At 60.8% G+C, this 21,407-nt stretch carries 18 protein-coding genes and 2 pseudogenes; 5 read left to right on the top strand and 15 right to left on the bottom strand.

Translation table 11 applies throughout. The features are described 5' to 3' along the window. Positions 1-56: 56 nt before the first annotated feature. On the top strand, positions 57-2,426 hold the full coding sequence (locus QA644_RS22835) for a DUF1989 domain-containing protein (protein ID WP_283073459.1): 2,370 nt from the start codon (positions 57-59) through the stop codon (positions 2,424-2,426). Between the two features lie 3 nt (positions 2,427-2,429). Here the strand turns inward: QA644_RS22835 and QA644_RS22840 are convergent, their stop codons facing one another. The 8 genes from QA644_RS22840 to QA644_RS22875 form a co-directional block, all read right to left on the bottom strand. Continuing rightward, positions 2,430-3,029 carry a PAS domain-containing protein gene (locus tag QA644_RS22840; protein ID WP_283073996.1) on the bottom strand — a complete coding sequence of 200 codons (600 nt, stop codon included), beginning with the start codon at positions 3,027-3,029 and terminating at the stop codon, positions 2,430-2,432. A 113-nt stretch (positions 3,030-3,142) separates the two neighbouring features. Next, on the bottom strand, positions 3,143-4,480 hold the full coding sequence (locus tag QA644_RS22845; protein WP_283073460.1) for an NAD(P)/FAD-dependent oxidoreductase: 1,338 nt from the start codon (positions 4,478-4,480) through the stop codon (positions 3,143-3,145). Between the two features lie 50 nt (positions 4,481-4,530). Then, positions 4,531-5,571: a DUF3445 domain-containing protein gene (locus tag QA644_RS22850; RefSeq protein ID WP_283073461.1), complete on the bottom strand. Its 1,041-nt coding sequence runs from the start codon at positions 5,569-5,571 to the stop codon at positions 4,531-4,533. A 31-nt stretch (positions 5,572-5,602) separates the two neighbouring features. After that, positions 5,603-6,568: a PDR/VanB family oxidoreductase gene (locus QA644_RS22855; RefSeq protein WP_283073462.1), complete on the bottom strand. Its 966-nt coding sequence runs from the start codon at positions 6,566-6,568 to the stop codon at positions 5,603-5,605. Beyond that, complete coding sequence (locus tag QA644_RS22860) at positions 6,565-7,170, bottom strand: dimethylamine monooxygenase subunit DmmA family protein (RefSeq protein WP_283073463.1); 606 nt, start codon at positions 7,168-7,170, stop codon at positions 6,565-6,567. The genes QA644_RS22855 and QA644_RS22860 overlap by 4 nt, the downstream gene beginning before the upstream one ends. A 10-nt stretch (positions 7,171-7,180) precedes the next feature. Further along, entirely contained in the window at positions 7,181-8,314 is a 1,134-nt protein-coding gene (locus QA644_RS22865) for an aminomethyltransferase family protein (protein ID WP_283073464.1), read from the bottom strand. Positions 8,315-8,723: 409 nt separating this feature from the next. Next, on the bottom strand, positions 8,724-9,410 hold the full coding sequence (locus tag QA644_RS22870; protein ID WP_194731605.1) for a helix-turn-helix domain-containing protein: 687 nt from the start codon (positions 9,408-9,410) through the stop codon (positions 8,724-8,726). A gap of 534 nt (positions 9,411-9,944) precedes the next feature. After that, a complete protein-coding gene (locus tag QA644_RS22875) occupies positions 9,945-10,619 on the bottom strand; it encodes an HAD family hydrolase (protein ID WP_283072997.1) in 675 nt (224 codons plus the stop codon). A gap of 227 nt (positions 10,620-10,846) precedes the next feature. Here QA644_RS22875 and QA644_RS22880 point away from each other — a divergent pair, with 227 nt between their 5' ends. Next, on the top strand, positions 10,847-11,659 hold the full coding sequence (locus QA644_RS22880) for a nucleotidyltransferase domain-containing protein (protein WP_283073465.1): 813 nt from the start codon (positions 10,847-10,849) through the stop codon (positions 11,657-11,659). A gap of 169 nt (positions 11,660-11,828) precedes the next feature. Here the strand turns inward: QA644_RS22880 and QA644_RS35200 are convergent. Continuing rightward, positions 11,829-11,951: pseudogene (locus QA644_RS35200) on the bottom strand (LysR family transcriptional regulator); the annotation flags it as partial. On the opposite strand from QA644_RS35200, the pseudogene QA644_RS22885 reads away from it, so the two are divergent. Continuing rightward, a pseudogene (locus tag QA644_RS22885) lies at positions 11,944-12,855 on the top strand (ATP-binding protein); the annotation flags it as partial. The pseudogenes QA644_RS35200 and QA644_RS22885 sit on opposite strands and share 8 nt — an antisense overlap. Positions 12,856-13,099: 244 nt before the next feature. Here the strand turns inward: QA644_RS22885 and QA644_RS22890 are convergent. The 6 genes from QA644_RS22890 to QA644_RS22915 all read right to left on the bottom strand — a co-directional run bounded on the left by QA644_RS22890 (position 13,100) and on the right by QA644_RS22915 (position 18,800). After that, entirely contained in the window at positions 13,100-13,369 is a 270-nt protein-coding gene (locus QA644_RS22890; RefSeq protein ID WP_283073466.1) for a hypothetical protein, read from the bottom strand. A 76-nt stretch (positions 13,370-13,445) separates the two neighbouring features. After that, positions 13,446-14,360, bottom strand: coding sequence for an SMP-30/gluconolactonase/LRE family protein (locus QA644_RS22895; RefSeq protein WP_283073467.1), 915 nt, complete (start codon positions 14,358-14,360; stop codon positions 13,446-13,448). Positions 14,361-14,374: 14 nt separating this feature from the next. Continuing rightward, a complete protein-coding gene (locus tag QA644_RS22900; RefSeq protein WP_074071352.1) occupies positions 14,375-15,325 on the bottom strand; it encodes an ABC transporter permease in 951 nt (316 codons plus the stop codon). Beyond that, the gene (locus QA644_RS22905) at positions 15,322-16,269 is read right to left on the bottom strand and encodes an ABC transporter permease (RefSeq protein ID WP_283073468.1); all 948 of its coding nucleotides are present in this window, start codon (positions 16,267-16,269) and stop codon (positions 15,322-15,324) included. The genes QA644_RS22900 and QA644_RS22905 overlap by 4 nt, the downstream gene beginning before the upstream one ends. After that, positions 16,266-17,717 (bottom strand): sugar ABC transporter ATP-binding protein, encoded by a 1,452-nt coding sequence (locus QA644_RS22910; RefSeq protein ID WP_239601331.1) that lies wholly within the window; start codon positions 17,715-17,717, stop codon positions 16,266-16,268. The genes QA644_RS22905 and QA644_RS22910 overlap by 4 nt, the downstream gene beginning before the upstream one ends. Positions 17,718-17,783: 66 nt before the next feature. After that, positions 17,784-18,800 (bottom strand): ABC transporter substrate-binding protein, encoded by a 1,017-nt coding sequence (locus tag QA644_RS22915; protein WP_092584620.1) that lies wholly within the window; start codon positions 18,798-18,800, stop codon positions 17,784-17,786. A 282-nt stretch (positions 18,801-19,082) separates the two neighbouring features. On the opposite strand from QA644_RS22915, the gene QA644_RS22920 reads away from it, so the two are divergent. After that, on the top strand, positions 19,083-20,321 hold the full coding sequence (locus QA644_RS22920) for a sensor histidine kinase (protein WP_283073469.1): 1,239 nt from the start codon (positions 19,083-19,085) through the stop codon (positions 20,319-20,321). Positions 20,322-20,334: 13 nt separating this feature from the next. After that, positions 20,335-21,099, top strand: coding sequence for a response regulator transcription factor (locus tag QA644_RS22925; protein WP_283073470.1), 765 nt, complete (start codon positions 20,335-20,337; stop codon positions 21,097-21,099). Positions 21,100-21,407 lie beyond the last annotated feature (308 nt).

The raw sequence follows: 21,407 nt of genomic DNA on the forward strand, positions 1-21,407 counted from the left end.
CATTTTGTAACGTTGTTTGGCGGGCGAAAGCGTGCTTCCAACCCCATGAGGGTCAAATGCGAGATCTCCATCCGGCGATGACCGGGGTGCGGCCGGCGTCCCCGAGCATCGTCCGCTATCCGGGCATTCAAGCGCTGCCGCAGGGCACGGAGCGCTACCGCGTCAAGGGCGGCGGCTCGTTGGTCGTGCGCGTCGAGGTCGGTGACAACGTGACCGTCACCGACATGGAAGGCGGTCAGCCTTGTGAGCTTTCCTTCGTCGATGAGGCTGGGCGCTTCTTGTCGGTAGGTCTCGGAGCGACGTTCACCAATGCCGCCGAGGGACTGAAGGCCATCCTTTCGACGGGGGAAGACAGCGCTATCCGTACCCGCGCTGCGCTTGCCCGTCGCGGCGCTGATCTTGCGGCGGCCGGCGCGCTACATCTCTTCGGAGCGGCAGCGACGCCGGGAAGCTCCGCGGAATTCACCATCGCCCTGAAAGGTCTCTTGATTATCGCTGCTCCCGCAGGCGTGATGTTACCGGAGGCGCAGGATACGGCGACGCCGATCGAGATTAGGATCAGGCGGAGCCAGCTCATTCACGATTATTCCTCGGCCTTGCCCGAGCCGATGGCCGATCCGATCGAGGATATCCGCGTCAAGGCGGCAACAGCCTCAGCCTATTTCGTCCGCGCTGGCGAATTCATTCAGATCATCGACGTCTATGGGCGGCAATGCACGGATTTTCAGGCTTTCGCCGCCCGCAAGGTGGATAAAGGCCTCGATCTGGCCCTGGATTCGACGGTCACCCGCACCCTGCTCGGCCGCAGCTACCCGATGCCCGGCCTGCCGTCAAAGGCGTTCGATCGCGATTTCGAACCTCTCGTGGAGATCGTCCAGGACACGGTCGGTCGTCACGACGCCTTCGCAACCGCCTGCAACTCTCGCTATTATGACGATATGGGCTATCCCGGCCACGTCAATTGCACAGACAACTTCAACGCCGCGTTGGCGCCTTACGGGATTGCGCCTCGCAAGGGCTGGGAAGCGCTCAACTATTTCTACAATACAAACATCGATCACAATAACCAGCTGTACCTCGACGAGCCTTGGTCGCGCCCGGGCGATTATGTGATGATGCGGGCGCTGACCGATCTCGTCTGCGTCTCCTCCTCATGTCCAGACGATATCGATGCCGCGAACGGCTGGGATCCGACGGACATCCATGTCCGAACCTTTTCCGGAAAAGAGAAATTCTCACGAGCGGTAGCCTATCGCATGACACCTGACTCCGACGCTGAACTGACGCGCGAAACGGCCTTCCACCCACGCCTTTCTGCACTCACGAGGGATTACGCGGAATATCGCGGCTACTGGCTGCCGAACCGCTTTTCCTCCGAAGGCCCCGTCGAAGAATATTGGGCCTGCCGGGAGAGGGCAGTCGTCATCGACCTCTCGCCGCTGCGAAAATTCGAAGTGACCGGTCCCGATGCCGAGGAACTGCTGCAATATTGCCTGACGCGCGACGTGCGTAAGCTGTCGACCGGACAGGTCGTCTATTCGGCCATGTGCTACGAAAACGGTGGCATGATCGATGACGGTACGCTTTTCCGTCTTGGCGACAAAAACTTCCGCTGGATCGGTGGTGATGATGCAAGCGGCATCTGGCTGCGCGAGCAAGCGGAAAAGAAAGGCTTTAAGGCCTGGGTCCGCTCCTCAACCGACCAGATGCACAATATCGCTGTGCAGGGACCGAAGAGCCGCAACATCCTGAAGGAAATCCTCTGGACGGCGCCGCGCCAGCCGGCGATCGGCGAACTCGAGTGGTTCCGGTTCACGGTTGGGCGCATCGGGGACTTCGAAGGCGCGCCTGTCGTCGTCTCGCGCACCGGCTATACGGGCGAGCTCGGTTACGAGATCTTCTGTCATCCGAAGGACGCGCTTAAAGTGTTTGACGCGGTTTGGAAGGCAGGTGAGCCGCATGGCTTGAAGCCTATGGGTCTCGAAGCGTTGGACATGGTGCGCATCGAGGCGGGGCTGATATTCGCCCATCATGAGTTCACCGACCAAACCGATCCATTCGAGGCCGGCATTAGTTTCACCGTGCCGCTGAAATCCAAGGCGGATGATTTCATCGGCCGCGAAGCGCTGATTCGGCGCAAGGAGCATCCGCGTCATCTGCTGGTTGGGCTCGACGTGCAGGCCAATGAGGCGGTTGGCCATGGAGATTGCGTTCACATCGGCCGCGCTCAGGTGGGTGTGATCACCAGCGCTACCCGCTCACCAATCCTCGGCAAGACCATCGCTCTCGCCCGTATCGACGTCACGCATGCGTCTGTTGGAACGGCGGTGGAACTCGGCAAGCTGGACGGCCACCAGAAACGCTTGCCGGCGGTCATAGTACCGCTCTCGCATTATGATCCTCAGAAGACGCGGCCGCGCTCTTAAGCTTCAGCTCGACTTGAGCTGGGCGTTCGAGATAGCGCGGGCGGCCTCCTCAGAGGCGTTGGCAAGCGCGCGCATTTCGGCTGCAAGCACGGCAAAGCCCGACCCTGCCATACCGGCACGTGCCGCCTCGATGCCGGCATTGACGGCAAGCAGTTTCAAGTAGCGCAGTGATTGCAGGATCTCATTGGTTTTCGACGCCGTGACGCGCATATCTGCCGTTTGCTCGTCGATCCGCTGGTAAAGGGACTCAATGTTTATGATGCTGCCTTCGAGGTAGAGCAATTCGCCTTTTTCGTCCCAAACACCGCCGCCGGTTTCCGTCACCCAGATGAAATTCCCGTCCCGATGGCGGATCCGGTACTCCATCGTCCAGTCGGTACGCCGTTCGAGCGCCAGGCCGACGACCTGGTCCATGATCGGCACATCCTCCTCACACATGATGGAGGTGAAGGTCCGCGTCCGGTTGCCGATGATCTCGTCAGCGGGATGGCCGAAGATGCGCTCGATGCCGTTCGTCATCTCCAGCATAGTGTAGTTTTCGTCGGCACGGCAGCGGTAGAGAAATCCGCTCATGCGGCTAAGAATGCTCGTTTGAAAATCCATCATGGCCCGGTTCGAAGTGAGTGCAGGTGAAATTGCTTCGTCTCATTTCAAAAACCCACGAAAGGGGTCGTGATGAACGACCTTTTCGCGGTTAAGGGAGGACTTGGAATGCGTCAGTTGCGCAGATACTCTTCCATCGAATCGTCGAGAGCTTCAACCCAGGGCGTATGGTGCCTCGGCGACATATTTCCGGTCATCAGTGATCGATAGGCGTGATCACGAAAGCCCATGATACTTTCCGCCTTATGGTGTTCCCATTCCATGAAGGTTCTATTCGTGCCTTCGATGTCGAAGCTCGGGTAGTCGGTCTCGGCGAGCAACTCCTTCACGTAGTCTCCCTGATACCAGATCATCTGCTCGGCATCTTCGAGCATCTCCTCGCGGGCACGCCACATGTCGAAATTCGCCTTCAGTTCTGCTTCCGGCGGCAGCTTGATGCGGCCCATCATGACGTCGCGCGCCCACCAGGCTTGTACGTCGAACATGTTGAAGGTGTAAAATTGGTCCTGCATGCCGATGTAGAAGAGCTGTGGGTTCTTGTCGAAAACAACGCCCTTGTAGAGGCCGTCTGCCCAGAGCCGGTTAGCAGTCTTCAGTCGTAATTCGTCCGGCAGAAAGGGAAAGTGGTGCTGGTAGCCGGTGCAGAGGATCAGCGCATCGACTTCCTTCATGGAGCCGTCGAGAAAATGCGCAGTCTTGTTTTCGAGCCGGGTCAAGAGCGGCCGCTCCTCGAAATTCTCCGGCCAATTGAAGCCCATAGGCTTCGACCGGTAGCTCGTCGTTACCGACCTGGCGCCGTATTTCCAGCATTGCGAACCAATATCCTCGGCCGAATAGCTACGGCCGACGATAAGGATGTCCTTGCCCTTGAATTCCAGCGCGTCACGAAAGTCGTGCGCATGTAAAACACGGCCGTTAAAGGTCCTGACACCCTCAAAATAGGGAACGTTCGGCGTCGAGAAATGACCGGTCGCAACCACGACATAATCGAATTCCTCGTCATACATGCGGTCCTCGATGCGGTTGTGGGCCGTCACCGTGAATTTCTTCGTCTCCTCGTCGAAGCGCACCATGCGCACGGGCGTGCTGAAGCGCACCCAATGGCGGACATTCGCCTTTTCGACACGGCCCTTGATGTAATCCCAAAGCACCGCGCGTGGAGGATAGGAGGCGATTGGTTTGCCGAAATGCTCCTCAAAGGAATAATCGGCGAATTCCAGGCACTCCTTCGGTCCGTTCGACCAGAGGTAACGATACATGCTTCCGTGGACCGGCTCGCCATATTCGTCAAGCCCCGTGCGCCAGGTGTAATTCCAAAGCCCGCCCCAATCTGCCTGCTTTTCATAGCAGACGATCTCCGGGATTTCAGCCCCGTTCTGGGCAGCCGATTGGAAGGCGCGCAACTGTGCCAGTCCGGAGGGACCGGCGCCGATAACGGCAACTTTTGTCATGAAGCATTCCCCTCTTGGTATATTGCATTGCTTCGGCGCATCGTTGCGCGTTAATCCGGGAAGATGCCGGGGCTGGTGGGCGCCCCGTCATCATATTTCGCAAGCCAGTTGATCGTGTCCTCGCGGTAGCGGGTGAGCCCCTTGTAATCGATGAGTTCCGGTGGCAGGGTTCTCAGCACGCGTGGCATGCGTCGCGCCCATTTCGGCACGGTGACCAGCTCGCCCATGCTCATGAGGTAGCAGCGGATGACAAAGAGGATGGCGTTCGAACGCGGCAGGCGCCACAGGCTCTGCAGCTCGACGCGCAGATGTACCTTCTCGCCAACATTCTCTGGTGTTACGGTCGTGCGATCCGGCCCCCATTTGTGGTAGTTTTCTGGGCTGGTATCAAGCCGTGGATTGATCGTCATCGTCCAGTTGAAGCGGCGCGTCGGTTTGCCCTGCTGCAGATTCAGGAGGAATTTTAATGCGCGGTCGAAGACGCCGATCTGGTGGGCGAGTGGCACGGGTCCGTGCCACTCCATGAAATTCATGCCGATGTCGAAATCGAGCGACCAGTCGGCCTGGGTCGTCACCATCCCTGCGTCCATCCAAAGATTGCCGTCGCGCTGGTCTACGATGCAGAAATCACCCTGCGCCTGCCGCGTGATATATTCGAAGGGCTCGTATGGCAGCGTCGAGGCATCGCCGAAGGTGAAAGTGTCGTCGATGCCGAGCGGCCGGTTGATCCAGCGCCACTCGTCGCCATTCCTCGTGAGGGAGAAGTGCTCGGGATAGCCAGCTGCCTGCTCTTCCATCAGAAGCTCGAGCGTATCCCACTGCGCACTCATCATATGGGGGAGGGCCTGATAGCGGAGCGGATCCTCCTTCAGCACCAGCGTCCGGTCATGCATCTCGGCGACATAGTGCTCATCGACGTCGATCAGGTTTTCGAAGACGGTCCCCGGTCTGCCGCGCACGTGCGGCTCCATGTTGACGGAATACATGTACTCGTCGCGATCGAAGGGGAACGGGAAACGGCTGATGTTCTCCGGGCTGTTCCGGTAGCTGAAATCGTCGCGGAAACTTTCCTGCTTGAAGGCGATTGCCATGTCCGTTCTCCTTGTTCCGCTTTCAGGGCCGCTAGAGGTCGAGATGCAGCGTTTTCCCCTCGAAGCGGGAGACGCAGATCATCACCTTGCGGCCGGCCGCTTTTTCCTCATCGTTCAGATAGACGTCGTGATGCAGCAGCTTGCCATCGCAGGTGACGACCCCCGTCTCGCACTGACCACAGGCACCACCTCGACAGAGGAAAGACGCATCGACGCCCGCCGCTTCGATGGCCTCCAACATGCTTTCGTGATGGCCAACCCTCACGGTCTTGCCGGAGCGCACGAGCTCGACGGTGAAGGGCTTGCCCGGCAACGAGGAAAGGAAGCGCTCCGAATGCAGGTTCTGCTCCGGCCAGCCGGCCTCGATCCCGGCCCTTAAAACGCCGTCGATCATCCCCGATGGGCCGCAGACGTAAAGATGCGTGCCGAGCGGCTGGCTGTCGAGCAGACGGCCGAGCGGTATCGTTATGCCTTCGGCGTCGCAATAGATCTTGATCCGTTGCGAGCCGTAGCGCTCTGCCAGTTCCTTCCAATAGGCACCGCGATCGCGCGTGCGCACGGCATAATGCAGCTCGAAATTGGCGCCTTCGCGGGTGAACTGCTCCATCATGGCGATGAAGGGGGTGATGCCGATACCGCCGGCGATCAGCAGATGCTTGCGGGCCCGCCAATCCGGCTGGAAAAGGTTGACCGGATAGCTGACGTTCAGCTCGTCGCCTTCCTTGACCCTCTCATGCATGAAGGTGGAGCCGCCGCGCGAATCCTCGACATGCAGCACACTGATCTCATAGGCCGCGCAATCATGCGGCGGCGACATCAGCGAATAGGCGTTGCGACGCACATGGCCGTCATCATTCATCGCGACAATGATATGCGCACCGCCTGAGAAATATGGCATCGGCTTACCGTCCAGCCGCTCGAAGCGGAAGCGCTTGATGCGCTCGGCAACCGGCGTCACCTTCGTCACGCGGACGGGAACTTCAGTACCACCACTCAAAGGAACAACTCCTCTGGATCTGGCGCGCTGCCCGGCTCTTCCGCATCGATGTTGACGCCCTGAAAGGCACCGAGCCGTCGCGAATAATGATCACGCACGAGAAGCGTCAGTCCGCAATGGCTGCAGGTGAAGGGGCTCGCAGTCACGTCGTCAGTGATCCCTTTGCAATGCACGCACTGGACACGCCGCGCCAGCGAGCCGCGATGTTCGGTGATGATCGAGGCGTAATCCATGCCATGTTCGAGCCCCACCGTCATTGCCTGCCCGATGAAACCTTCCGTTCCAGCGATATAGAGGCGAATGCCCATGTGGGCGGTTGCCAGCAATCCCTTCAGCCGGAAGAGGAGCGTCGCAATCGTCGGCGCCGTCCAGAAGACATCTGTGCCAAGGCCGAGTAGCGTCGTGTCATGGCCTTTGCCCTTCGACCCGCACGCGACATAGAGGATTTCGCTCCGTGACAGGATCGTTTCGTCGAAGGCCCGTTTCTGGTCGATGAGCGCGGTCGCACCCTCACCTTCGAGCGCGAAGATATGCCGCTTGGCATGCGGCTCGATGGTCAGACCTTTGTAGACCGGACGGCTCTTGATGCCTGCAACGAGCATGGCGCGCTCCCTAACCTAAGGCGGTCCGCTTCTTCTTTTCCGGATCGTCAAAGGGAAGCGTATGCGCGCTGGCCATGGCCTTCACGCTCTTGCCGCGCACTTCGAGCTTCGTGTCATGAACAGCCTTGTCGACATCGAGGCGAGCGATCGCCATAGATTTCTTCGTCAGCGACGAATAGCTCGGGCAGGTGATGACGCCGACCTTTTTGCCGTCGGCCCAGACCTCATCGCCGAGATCGGCCGGGCGATCGGCATCGATCAGCATGCCGAAGATCTTGAAACGTTCCTTGCCTTTGAGGCGCGCGTGCTCCTCGGCACCGCGGAAGCCGGTCTTGCCGGGACTGACGGTGAAATCGAGGCCAAGTTCCCAGAGGCTGTCGCCGGGGGGCTGATCGGCAAAGGGATACATCTGCGAATTGTCATAGGGATAGAAGAGCAGATAGCTTTCGACCCGAAGCATGTCGAGCACGCTGAAGCAGCAGGGAATAATGCCCATATCCTTGCCCTCTTCGACGACCCGGTCCCAGACCATGACAGCATCCTGGCCGCGCACGAAGATCTCGTAGCCGCGCTCACCGGTATAGCCGGTGCGCGAGATCATTACCGGAGCGCCGAAGAGCGTCGCTTGCAGGTGATGGAAATATTTGAGGTCGCGGATGCCGGGCACATATTTGGCGAGGTAGTCGACCGCCAAAGGTCCCTGGAGCGAGAGATCATGTAGATCGTCGTCGAAGAGCACCGCACAATTGCGGCCAGCCGCCTGCTTGACGACCTCCTCGTGACCGGACCCGGACCCATGCACCAGCATCCAGGAATTCGGGCCTGTGCGGTAGACGATGCAATCGTCGGTGAAATGGCCGCGATCATTTAGCATCGTGGCATAGACCGAGCGACCAGGATAGATCTTCGTCATGTCGCGGGTGGTGACGTAGTCAAGCACAGCGATGGCATGGGGGCCGACCAGATGCGCCTTCTTCAAGCCGGAGACATCCATGATGCCCGCCTTGGTGCGGACGGCGACGTGCTCTTCCGAAATGTCCTTCTCATAAGTCCAGGCGGTTCCCATTCCGCTCCAGTCCTCAAGCTTCGATCCGAGAGCGCGATGCCGATCCGCCAAGGCGGAGAAACGCCAAGATAAAGCCATTCTCGTTCCCTCTTATTTCTTCTACGGAATATTTGTTTCCTGACTATATTCGTCTTTTGCGTCGTGGCAAGCCTGCCTGAGCACGGATTCCTTCAAATCTTCAGCGGCGTCTGCCCCCGGCGCGTTGGGCGGCGATGACGATGTTGGCAATCCGACGCCGCCAGGAACCGGGATGATGGTGCTTGCGACGGTTGAGGGAATTCCTCGACGGTGAGCTCACCGCCGAGCCCGGGCCTCGCCCTTGTCCGGTGCGCCAATAGAGTTGATGCTGGCGTCGACAACCGCGGCGACCGGCTTGACTCGTAGCTGCTAGGGCTTGCCCGGAAGACCGGATTTCGTTCGCGTTCGGAAAAGGACCAGCGGGTCTTTGTGGTCAACTTGCAAGAATAGTTTGTTCTTTTGGAGCAATCTATCCCGTCTTGCCCCGCTGGGGATAACAGATGATTGAGAGGTAGCGGCTCGGCAGTTTGACCAGCACTTCCGGCCCGTGCGGCGCATCGGCGTCAAAGAACAGGCTGTCGCCCGGCTGCATCGGAAAAAGCTGGTCGCCGTGGCGATAGACGACTTCGCCTTCCAGCATGTAGAGAAATTCCATGCCCTCATGCTGAAAGGTCGGGAAGACGTCGGAATCGGCCGTCAGCGTGATGAGATAGGGTTCGACGATGACGCCGCTGGAATTGTTGTCGATATGTCCGAGCAGATTATATTGATGTCCCGCCCGCGTGCCGCGCCGCTCGAGCTCGATGCCTTGGCCGGCTTTGACGAAGACGGCATTATGCGGCTCCTCGTAACGCCGGAAGAAGGCGGTGAGGGGCACGCCGAGGGCGCGGGAAAGCGATTGCAGCGTCGTGAGCGATGCCGAAATATTGCCGTTTTCGATCTTCGAGAGCATGCCGAGCGAAATACCGGTTGCGGCGGCAAGATCGGTGACCGTGATGCCGAGCCTCTTGCGATAGGCGCGAACCTCGTGGCCGATCGCCATTTCGAGGTTGTTTTCCTTCGGTTCGCGGACAGCATGCGGATCCTGGGAAAGAGCGATCCGGTTCCCGTGCGGCTGCTCCGCTTGGCTCAATTTGTCATCGGGCTTGGCCTTCATGCACCGTCCTTTCGCGTTTTCCTCTCCCCGGAAATCCTATCGCCGTAGTGAAATTTTCTCAACCGTGAAGAAAGTCAGGATCTGCGGATATGGCTGGCGCCATACCAATGGAGTGCGATAGGCGGCGCTGACATGCTGTTTAACTTCTGTGCTTCGCCATGGAACGATCGAGATGGAGCGGGCAGCAGTCGATGCGATAGGCGGCGCGGGCCGGCGCGTAGCGCGTGGCCGAGAATTTGAGAGCACGTTCGACCTCGGCAAAATCACCACGAACACCTGCTTCGATGGCAACGCACTTGATTAGGCGGCGTCCCCCTTGCCTCTCGTGGCGCGGCGAAGAGACGGCCATGGGTAATCGTCGCGTGCTTCAGCCAGGTATTGATCCGCAAGCCGTATTCCCGGATGGTTTCAGCCATCGTGGGCGGGCTCTGCGTCGGCGGTCTCGCCCTCATCACGCTCGCCGTCCTGTCTTCGAGCCACTCTGCCTGCTGATCGGCTTTAGCGCCTATTACACCGCGGCGGCGGAAGATCTACCTATCGCCGCCCTCCCACTTCGTCGACATGATAGAGCAGATCGGCAGGATCCTCGTATACCCGGATCGCTCCAGCATCCCGGAGTTCCTCGCGACCGTAGCCTCCACTCAACAACCCGACGCCGAGCGCCCTGCAACGGGTAGCCGCCAGCATGTCCCAGATACTGTCCCCGACAACAATGGATTTTTCGATCGCAACCCCTAAGGCCTCGGCCGCAGCGACAAATAGATCCGGATCCGGCTTGGCATATTTCACCTGATCGCGTGTGATCACGGGAAACGATCCCGGATCGACGCCAAGTGCCGCTAGATTGACTGCGGCCGTCTCCATACGGCCGCTTGTTGCAATCGCGTAGGGGATATTCTCACTCGAAAGCCATTGAAGCAGTTCGCTCGCCCCAGGCAGCGGTTTTATTTGCGCTCCCAGTCGGCGATACGCGGCCGCATGAAGCTGACGCAACCGTTCGTTCTTCTCGTCAGTAATCTCGATCCCGGTTTCTCGAAGCAACTGATTGGTGAATAGTCCCCCGCTCATCCCGATCTTTCTATGGATCCGCCAGATGGATAGTTCGATGCTCTCGGCCTCGAGTGCTTCTTTCCAGGCCAGGACGTGTTGGTAAACGCTGTCGACTAGAGTGCCGTCGAGATCGAAAAGGAAAGCGTGTTCTATCCGCATTTTCCATACCTCTTCCATTGTTCTTGTTCGATTCGAGCCGTGAACTTAGATGGACAGACTCGATTGTTCGGCAAGCGCCGATAAATTGGCAAGAGTCGCGGGGCTTCTTGTCGCCACGGACACCCGATTGCGCCGGCGCCACTAGATTCAGCCCCATTCGCCGCAGAGAAGCGGCACGATGGCGCTCGATCCTTTGCGGTTGTTTCGAAGTCAGTTAGTCTCTCTACATGAGGACACCGATCAAACGAGACGATCTCGAAAGCGCGAGAAGCGACCTTCTTGCAACGGCGGTTGGCTGGTTCAAGAGAGAGCAGGACGTCGTGGGTATTTTCCTGGGAGGGTCGGTCGCTGCTGGAAGCGCCGACGCCTATTCCGATATCGACTTGCGCATAGTCGTGCAACCCGAGCACCATTTGCACTATGTGGAGAGGCGCAGGGAAATTCCAACGCAGTGGCCGGGTTTTCTCTTCAACGAATGGCTTCCCAACACGCAGCATTGCGTGTCGCATTTTCAGCCATTCGGGAAGATCGACATCTTTTATTATGATGCCGCCAAGCTGACACCTTCGCCCTGGTATCGGCTGCCGATCAGGATTTTGCACGACCCCAGAGGCATCGTTACCGATCTCGTGAAGCGATCGGAAGAGCTGCCGTTCTTGGTCGGAGAGAGCGACGTGGACCTTTCAATTAGCAAGGGCTTGGCGGCGGCTCATGAGACATATCGGCGGGCGAAGCGTGGCGAGCTGTTTTACGCGCAGACGCTCTTGGACGAACTGCGTCACCACGTGATGCAGGCCGACGATTGGCTGCATGATCGAACTCCTGAGACGACAGTGATGGCGAAGTTCGACAATCGAGCGAGTGGGGAGGTACTTAGCAGTCTCGCGATGTCCTATTGCCCATGCCTAGACGAGGCGATTTTGGCGGCATTGTCCTCGCTCGCTCGCGCCTATCGCAATCAGGTGCTGGCGCTGCATGAGAAGTTTCAACTTTCCCGACCGCTGAGAAATGATGTCGCGGCTCTTGATATGGTCGCGTAACTGCATCCGCTTTAGAGCACTGCAGGCCCGCGTTCGTGCTCTATCGGACCATCAAACACTTTCACGGTCCCGTTCGGACTTAATTATGTGGATGAGAGGAACCTCGGCAGATACTGCTGAAATGATCCGCAATAGCGCTTTCGGCGTCATCTCATCGATGTTCAGTGCGCTAGAGCGTCCAGTCCTCCCAACTTTGGACTTCGCCAGCTTTATCCTCGCGGCAAATCGTTTCCAGCGCTAACGAGGCACGACTAGAGTGCCGTTGTTTATGCCGCAGGATTGAGTTGAATTCCGCCTATCACAAGGTGATGCCGAGCACGCTCTGGAACACGCAATCGCTGTTCTCGCTCGGGATAACGGCGATTGTTCTTTCGATCATCGGTGTCTTCACTGCCAATCGCATTACCCGGCCGCTGCGAGGGCTTGCCTCGGCCGCCGAGGCTCTTGGGCGGGGCGAGACCGTGGAGAAGCTGCCCGAATCCGGGCCCGACGACATCCGCCAGACAGCGGAGGCGTTCAATCGGATGCAGTCGCGGCTGCATCGTTTCGTTGAGGATCGGATGCGCATGCTTGCGGCGATCAGCCATGACCTGCGCACGCCGCTGACATCCTTGCGTCTGCGCGCCGAATTCGTTTCGGATCCCGACGTACAGCAACGCATGCTGGCGACGATTGACGAAATCCAGACGATGACGGAGGCGACGCTTGCCTTTGCACGAGGGGAGGCGACCGTCGAGGAAACCAGGACGATCGAGCTCAACGCGCTTGTTGGAAGCCTTTGTGACGACCTTGCGGAACTAGGGCAGAACGTGGAATTTTCCGAAGGCGCGAAGATCAACTATCGCTGCCGCCCCGAAGGCCTGCGCCGGGCCATCCGCAACTTGGTCGAAAACGCGGTCCGCTACGGCGGCGAGGCCAGGGTCCATCTCTTTCATACGCCTACGACGATCGACATCGTCGTCGAGGACGACGGCCCCGGCATTCCCGAAAACGCAACCGAACAGGTGTTCGCGCCCTTCTTCCGCCTCGAGCAGTCGCGCAGCCGCGAGACTGGCGGCGTCGGGCTGGGGCTTTCGATCGCCCGAGCCATCGTCCGCCACCACGGTGGAGATATCGTACTTTCCCAGAATCGGCCGGCGCAGAAGTGGCCGGGGTTGCGGGCGTCTGTCTCTCTGCCCAATGTGATGTCTGGTTGAAGTCGATGGGTAAGGTAGCAGTTGCCGCCGAAGTTTACGCCAGTCGATGACTGTATCTCATTTGACGTGTGCTACCCGCCGGCCTTAAGCCCGTGCCGTCTTTAGCTCGCTGATAGCCGCTTCGTTGTCTTCGCATCGAAAAGATGCACTTTCGTGAGATCGGTTTTACGGCGATGACATCGCCTGCTCGCAGGTCAAGCCGCTCTCGAACGTGCCCATTGAGTCTCGGCGCCTGGAGGTTCGATCACCGAACCTTGGCGCTTGTTTCTCCCTGATTGGCCAGGCGGTCTGGACGGATGCCATAGATGACTTCTTTTCCTCTCGCCATCGACACATTCCCAGAACCGGCAGCCTGCGCCTCCATCGGCAACGAATTCGAGTGGTCCCGAAGCGCTGATCGTTCCTTGATGAAGTTCATACCAGGCGAACCGACGAAACCGGCAACGAACAGGTTGGCTGGTCGGTCATAGAGCTCGAGCGGCGATCCAATCTGTTCGACGTAACCATCTCGCATTACAACGATCCGGTCGGCCGTCGTCATCGGAATGACGGGTCTTTAGTTCAAATCCTGTCAAGGCAATATCATGATCCTATGGCAGCTGAGAGCCGGTCACAGCGACGTAAAGTGCATAGAGCGAGCGGGTGGCCGCGATGAACAGCCGGTTGCGTTTGGGCCCGCCGAAGGTGAGGTTCGCGACGGTTTGCGGTACGCGGATCTTGCCGATCAGTTTGCCCGTCGGGTCGAAGCAATGCACGCCATCACCGGCGCTCGACCAGAGGTTTCCGTTCACGTCTGTGCGGATGCCGTCTGGAATGCCGTTGTCGATGAGGCAGAAGACACGGCCGTTCGCGAGCCGACTGCCATCGACCACGTCGAAAGCGCGGATGTGACGCGGTAGGCTTTCGTCATGGCTTGCTGCCGAATCCGCCACGTAGAGGATTGTCTCGTTGGGCGAGAAGGCAAGGCCGTTCGGCTGGATGAAATCCGTGACGACCGCCGCAAGCTCGCCGGTCGTCGGATCGAGCCGGTAGACGTTGCGGGTCGGTTGCTCCGGCTCCGCGCGATAGCCTTCGTAGTCCGACATGATGCCGTAGGTGGGATCGGTGAACCAGATCGTGCCGTCGAACTTCACCACCACGTCGTTCGGCGAATTGAGCCGTGCGCCCTCGAAACGGTCGGCGAGCACGGTGATCGAGCCGTCGACCTCGGTGCGTGTGACGCGGCGCGTACCATGCTCACAGGAGATGAGCCGTCCCTGCCTGTCGCGCGTATGGCCGTTGGTGAAGTTGGACGGTTGCCGATAGACGGAGACGCCGCTCTCGGGTGTCCATCGCATCATGCGCTGGTTGGGAATGTCGCTCCACAGGAGTTGGTTCGCGTCGTTGAACCAGACGGGACCCTCCGCCCAGCGGCAGCCGGAATAGAGTTCGTCGAGACCGGCGCTCATCACGATCATCTGCCGGAAGCGCGGGTCGTGGATTTCGTAGATGTCGGCCTCGGCCATGGCGGTCTTTCCGTTTATCGCATGCCAGGCCGGCGACCGCCGGCGAGCATGATGACGCTGATGATGATGAGGCCGGTCATGATGAGGCGGATGCCCGCGCCGAGCCCGTAGGTGTTGAGCATGGAAACGACTAGGAACATGAAAAGCGATGCGCCCCAGATGCCCGGCACGTTGGAATCGCCGCCGGCGACCGCCGTGCCGCCGATGACGACGACGGCGATCGACATCAGGAGATATTCCGAGCCCATGTTGAGCGCTGCGCCGCCGGAGAAGCAGGCGAGCAGATAACCTGCGACCGATGCGAGCACGGCGCAGAAAAGGTAGGTTACGAAGCGCGTGCCGTCGACCGGTATGCCCGCCATGCGCGCGGCCGGCATGCTCTGGCCGATTGCTGAGATCCAGCGCCCGTAGATCGTCTTCTCGAGCAGGAACCAGGCGAGGATCGAGATGAGGAGCGCGACGATCGCCACGTTCGGCGCGCCGAGCGTGTTCGACGTGGTGAACTCCGCAAGCACGCTCGGAGGCTTGATGCGCAATCCCCGATTCGTCCAGATCGCGGCGGACTGCACGATGAAGCTCATGGAAAGCGTCGCGATGATCGGCGGAATGCGCAGCGCCTTGATGAGCGCGTAATTGCAGAGGCCGACGACGAGGCCGATGACGATGACAACAAGAAGGCCGGGCAGGATCATGCCGTTTTCGACATTCATAAGCTTCAGCGCCACCGTGCCGGCAAGCGTCATGGTGGCGGGAACCGAGAGATCGATGTTGCCGGGACCGAGCGTGATGACGAACATCTGGCCGATCCCGACGATGACCGAGAAGGCCGCGAAGGTGAGCGCGGCCTGCGATAGGCCGAGCGTGCTGGCGCCGAGCGTCACCATGATCGTCAGGAACCACACGATAAAGGCGGCAAACCACGACCAGATCCAGGGTTTGCCGAAAAGGCGCAGGAGGGGGGTCATCGGCGTTTCTCCCGCTTCTCGAGGCGGTTCAGCATCAGGCGGAGCGCGAGCACAATGATCAGGATCGCGCCCTGAGCCCCGATCTGCCAGTCCGGCGAGAGGCGTAGGAAGGACAGGAACGAGCCGGCGAGCGTCAGGGTCAGCGCGCCGATTACGGCTCCGATAGGGGAGACGCGGCCGCCGATGAACTCGCCGCCACCGAGGATCACGCCGGCGATCGACAGCAGCGTGTAGCGCAGCGCGATATTAGCATCGGCTGAGGTGGTCAGGCCGACGAGGGCAATGCCAGCAAGAACCGCGAAAAAGCCGGCAAGGCCATAGGCGGCGGCGCGCGCCCCGACAATCGACCAGCCGGCGCGCTCGACAGAGCGCTGGTTGCCGCCGATGCCGCGGATAAGCACGCCGAGCGAGGACCGCATGACGACGAGATGGGCGAGGGCGGCGACGACAATGCTGGCGACGATAGCCATCGGCGCCAACGGGGGCTTGACGGTCATCAGCCAGCGCACCCAGTCCGGCGCCTGCCCACCCGGTGATGGCAGCAGCAGTACGGCAAGGCCGCCCCAGACGAAGCTCATGCCAAGGGTCACTACAATGGACGGCAGGTTGCGCAGATGGATGACGACGCCGAGCGCCGCATAGGTTGCGATCGCGCCGGCAAGGATCAGAACGCCGGTCACGGGGGCATCCCGCAGAAAGGTCGCGGTTACGCAGGCGATGAAGCTGACGAAGGTGCCCATCGATAGATCGAGATCGTTCACGGCCATCACGAGCATCTGGGCGATCGTCGCGAGCGCGATGGGCACAGCCAGGTTGAACAGCAGGTTGAGCCCGACATAGCTCATGGCGCGGGGCTGCAGCCAGAAGACGGCGGCGAGCAGCATCGTCAGCGACAGGGCGGGAATGGCAAGACGCATGGCGTCGGACGAGAGCCGGAACGTCATGCGGCGACCCCCTCGAAGGAGGCGGCGATAATGTTCGTCTCGTTGACGGCGTCGCCGGCGAGTTCGGCCGCGATGCGGCCCTCGCGGAAGACGTAGACGCGGTCGCAGAGGCGGACCTCGTCCATCTCCGTCGAGTACCAGATGAAGGTGCGGCCGTGCGCCGCTTCCTCGCGGATGATCGCGTAGACCTCCTGCTTGGTCCCGATGTCGACGCCGCGCATCGGATCGTCCATCAGGACAATCGGAGCGCGCGTCGCAAGCGCGCGCGCGAAGAGTACCTTCTGCTGGTTGCCGCCGGAAAGCGACAGGATGCGGTTGTCCATATCGGGCGTGCGGATCTCGATCCGCCGCTTCCAGTCGGCGCCTTTCGTCCCCTCTTCGCTTGTGAGGATGAGGCCGCGCCGGGACAGGTCGCCGAGCGATGCGATGGAGAAGTTGCGCAGGATGCTCCACAGCTCGAAGACGCCGTTGAGGCGGCGGTCGCCGGCGACGAAGGTGACGAGCGGATCACGCTCAGGCAGCCAGTTGCCGGACTGGGAGGCATGCAGGGCGAGCAGGAGCTCGGTCTGCCCGTGGCCCGCCAGACCCGCCAGTCCAATGATCTCGCCCTTGCGCGCCATGAAGGAAAGACCCGCTGCCTGATGAGACAGAATGAGCGGAGCGGTGGACTGTTCGCGCGCCGAGCGCTGCCCGGTCTCCTCTTTCGCAACGGTGCCCATGGCTTCCACGACGCCATGATGGTCGAAGCCGTGCGCCGGACGTTCGGCGACAACGCGGCCGTCCTTCATGACGACGATGCGATCGGAGGTTTCGAGGATCTCGTGCAGGATATGCGAGATGAAGATGACGGACCCGCCCGCGACAACGAAGCGGCGGACATGGTCGAGCATCTGGCGAGCAAGGCTTGCATCGAGCGACGAGGTCGGTTCGTCGAGGATCACTAGCCGCGGCGGAATGCCGGCGTCGGAAAACGCCATGGCGATCTCGACCATCTGCCGCTCGGCGATCGAGAGATCTCCCACGGTCCGAGTGCTATCGATGCCATGGCCGGGAAAGACGGTGTCGAGGCTCTTCTCAATGATTTTTGCGGCGCGCCTCCGCCAGCCAAAGCCACCGAGATCGCGATGCATGATGCGCGCGTTCTCGACGATGGAGAGGTTGGGGCACAGCGAAAGTTCCTGGAAGACGCAGCGCACGCCGCGGGCACGTGCGACGTTGATGCCATAGCGCTCCAGCCGCTCGCCGTCGCTCGTGACGCTTCCTTCGTGCGGTGTGAGGCCGCCGTTGATCACGCTGACGATCGTGGACTTGCCAGCTCCATTATGTCCGACGAGCCCGACGCATTCGCCCGGCATGACATGGAGCGTCACGCCGTCGAGTGCCCTGACCGCGCCGAAGCTCACCTTGGCGCCATCGACCGCGATCACGGCCTTCAATACGTCATTCATGCTGCCCGCCTGCTCGCAAAGAATGCCACGCGGCCATTTGCGGCCGCGCGGCAGTCGCCGGGAGATTTACTTTGCCGACTCGATGACCTTGACTGCATCTTCCTGCGTGTATTCGACGTTGGCAACGCCGCCGGCCTGGGTATTGGCGAGGTTCGTTTCGAGATTGTCCTGGTCGATGCGCAGGAAGGGCACGACGAGGTCCTTCTTGACCTCCTTGCCGTCGAGGATCTGCTGGGCGACCCAGAAGGCGAGCGTGGAGACGCCCGGCGCAATGGATACGGACATGGTCTCGTAGCCCTTCGCGTCCTTCTGCTCTTTCCACCACTTCAGTTCGTCTTCGCGGTTGCCCATGACAATGATCGGCATCTTCCGGTCGGTCGCGGCAATCGCCTGGGCCGCGCCATAACCGTCGCCGCCCTGGGTCACCACGCCGACGATGTCGGGCAGGCTTGGCAGGATGCCGGCAACAGCCTTCTGCGCCACGTCCTGCGCCCAGTCTCCGTGAACGGAGCCGACTACCTTGAACTGCGGAAACTGCTTGGCGCCCTCGTGGATGCCCGCCGAGATCTCGTCGTCGACGAAGACACCGGCAAGGCCGCGGATCTCGAGCAAGTTTCCGCCGTCTGGGAGCTTCTTCGACAAGTACTCCACCTGGCTGCGGCCCATTTCCTTGAAGTCGACGGCGATGCGCCAGGCACAGGGTTCGGTGACGATGCCGTCGAAGGAAACGACGGTGATGCCGGCGTCGCAGGCTTCCTTGACCGCGCCGTTTAGCGCCGTCGGCGAGGCGGCGTTCAGCACGATCGCGTCATAGCCCTGCAGGATCATGTTCTGGATCTGCGCGGCCTGTTCCGTCGCCTGGTTCTCGGCGGTGGTGAAAGCGTCGGCTGCGGCAACGACGCCAGTCTTCACGGCCTCGCCCGTCACCTTTCCCCAACTCGTCAGCATGGCTTGGCGCCACGAGTTGCCGGCATAGTTGTTGGACAGGGCGATCTTCTTTGCCGACGTCTCGGCAAAGGCGGAAACGGGCATCGCGGCGCAAGCTATAGCGGCCGATGCCAGAAGCATCTTACGGATTGTCATGTCTCTCTCCCTCATGATCGCGCCGATCAGCGGATCGCTTCACTCCTGCCTGCCCAAAATGGGTTCGAGTGAAAATTGTTCTTGCACTGAGCATCCTCCTCTCAGTAAGGGCAGGATGCGGGAGATCGACCGGCCTGTATAGGGGCAAGGCGGCAAGTCGTTTGCGGGTTTTGCGCAACAAGCTGCGGGTTTCCGCAAGACGGCGGCGCTTCCGCGGGCGCTTACTGCGAAGCGATCGCGGCGGGTTGAGGAGCCTGCTGCCGTCTCGGGGAGGAAATGACAATGCTGCATCTCGCACCCGCAGCCATGTTCGACCACTATCTCGGCATTTCCCGGCTGCTCGCGGGCCAGCTCGACTTCCGCTCGGCCATCCGTTCAGTCGCGGCCGAGGTCGCCCATATCATCCCGCACGATCATCTCGATGTCTGTGTGCTCCTTGAGGGCGGTAACTACCACACGGCCTACGAGACGGGCATCGAGACTGCCTGGGGCGACCTTGCCGGCGCGCCGGTGGTCAACAGCCCCATCCGCTCGCTGCTCTGGGGCGAGGTGGACTTTCTCCTGGCGGACGACGCCATGACGGACCCGCGTTTCCATTTCGAGGGCGCGTTCAAGCGGCCGATCGTCGAACAGTCGCTGAGGAGCCGCTTGCATGTACCGATGAAGGTGCAGGGCACGATCATCGCGGCGCTCTCCTGTTCGTCGCAAAGGGCAGATGTCTATACGATGGAGGATATCGAACGCGCCCGCATCATCGCCGACCTGCTGACGCCCTATTTCTTCGCGCTGCAGGCGGCCGAGCAGGCGCAGCGCTCGGCCATCGTGGAGGCGGAGGCCCGCGCCCGCGAGGAGGGCTTGCGACAAGGCGCGCTGAAGCTGACCGAAGCACTGGAGCAGGAACGCCAGCGGATCGGCATGGACCTGCACGACCAGACGCTCGCCGACCTGACGCGGCTCGCCCGCCGGATCGATCGGCTGTCGCGCAACGCCGAGGTGGCGCCCGAGGCGCTGGAGCCCATCTCCCGTTCCCTCCAGCATTGCATGCAGGATCTGCGGCAAATCATCGAGCAGGCAAAACCCTCCGTGCTCCAGCTCTTCGGCCTCGCCCAAGCGATCGAGCATCATCTGGATCGATCGACCCGCGACACGGGATCGGGCATCGAATGGGGCCTCGTCGACGAGACGCACGGCGCACTGGAGCGACTGGAACCGACTGTCAGCGTCGCGCTGTTCCGTATCGCGCAGGAGGCGATCAACAATGCGGTGCGCCATGCCGCCCCGCTGGCCGTCATGGTTCGGCTCGAGGCCGACGATGACCGGCTGTCGATCGAAATCTCCGACGACGGGACCGGGCTCGCCAAGACGCGGGGACGGATCGGCGGAGGCATCGACAACATGAAGACCCGTGCGCGGCTCATCTCGGCGCGCTTCACGACCGGGCCCGGCCACAACAATCGCGGGACTGTGGTGCGCGTCGTGCTGCCGCTGGTGCCGCACGACCCGGCGAGCGGGTCAAACTGAGGAGAAGCGCACGATGAAGGTTCTGATCGTCGAGGACGACCCGCTGCACCGGTCCTATCTGCACGAGGCGGTCAACGCTGCCCTGCCGGAATGCGACACGGTGATCGAGGCGGAAAACGGAACCGTCGGCGAGAAGCTCGCCCGCGACCACAAGTCGGCGCATATCGTCATGGACTTGCAGATGGCGAGCCGCAACGGCATCGAGGCGGCGCGCACGATCTGGAAGGAGCGGCCGGAAACCCGCATCCTGTTCTGGTCGAATTACTCGGACGAGGCCTATGTGCGCGGCGTCTCCCGCATCGTGCCGGACGGCGCCGCCTATGGCTATGTGCTCAAATCCGCCTCCGACGAGCGGCTGAAGCTTGCGCTACGCTCGATCTTCATCGAGAGCCAGTGCGTCATCGACCGCGAGGTGCGGGGCCTGCAGCAGAAGAGCCTCGGCCAGACGAACGGCTTCACCGATTCCGAATACGAGATCCTCGTCGATATCGCGCTGGGCCTCACGGACCGGGCCATCGCCAAGCGTCGGGGCCTCTCGTTGCGCAGCGTGCAGAACCGCTTGCAGCAGCTCTACGACAAGCTGGACGTCTACCAGACCGCGGGCGACGACCACGAGGACGGCCGCTTCAATCTCCGCGCCCGCGCCGTTGCGGTCGCTTTCCTGCGCAAACTCCTGAACTACAGCGCTCTGGAGCGGGCTGAGGCAGAGGTGCAGGAGTGGCTTGATGGATTGCATGACAGCCCGCGCGACAGGCATCGCAGGCGGGCTCGAACCTGAACTCGCCGCAGCTATCGATGTGTTCTTCCCATTATCGGCGATCGCTGATGGTTCGCACGATTTTCGAGAAGAATTCCCGGCGACCCGGTTGCCGCTCTCGCCTGATTGAACTGTCGATCCAAATACTACCCCGGCGGGCTAAAGCTGCCGATGTCTGCAGTTTACGGCGTGGTCGCTCCGCCAGGACCCGCGGGCGGTGGATAATTGACCGTCTCAAATCGTGTTCTGGCGGCAATCTTAAAACAGTCAGCCTTTTGAATTGTTCGGCGCCGCAGGCGCGAACACACTTTGGAATGCATGACGACCAC

Source organism: Rhizobium sp. CC1099 (assembly GCF_029714385.1).
In the GTDB taxonomy this organism is placed as follows: Bacteria; Pseudomonadota; Alphaproteobacteria; order Rhizobiales; family Rhizobiaceae; genus Rhizobium.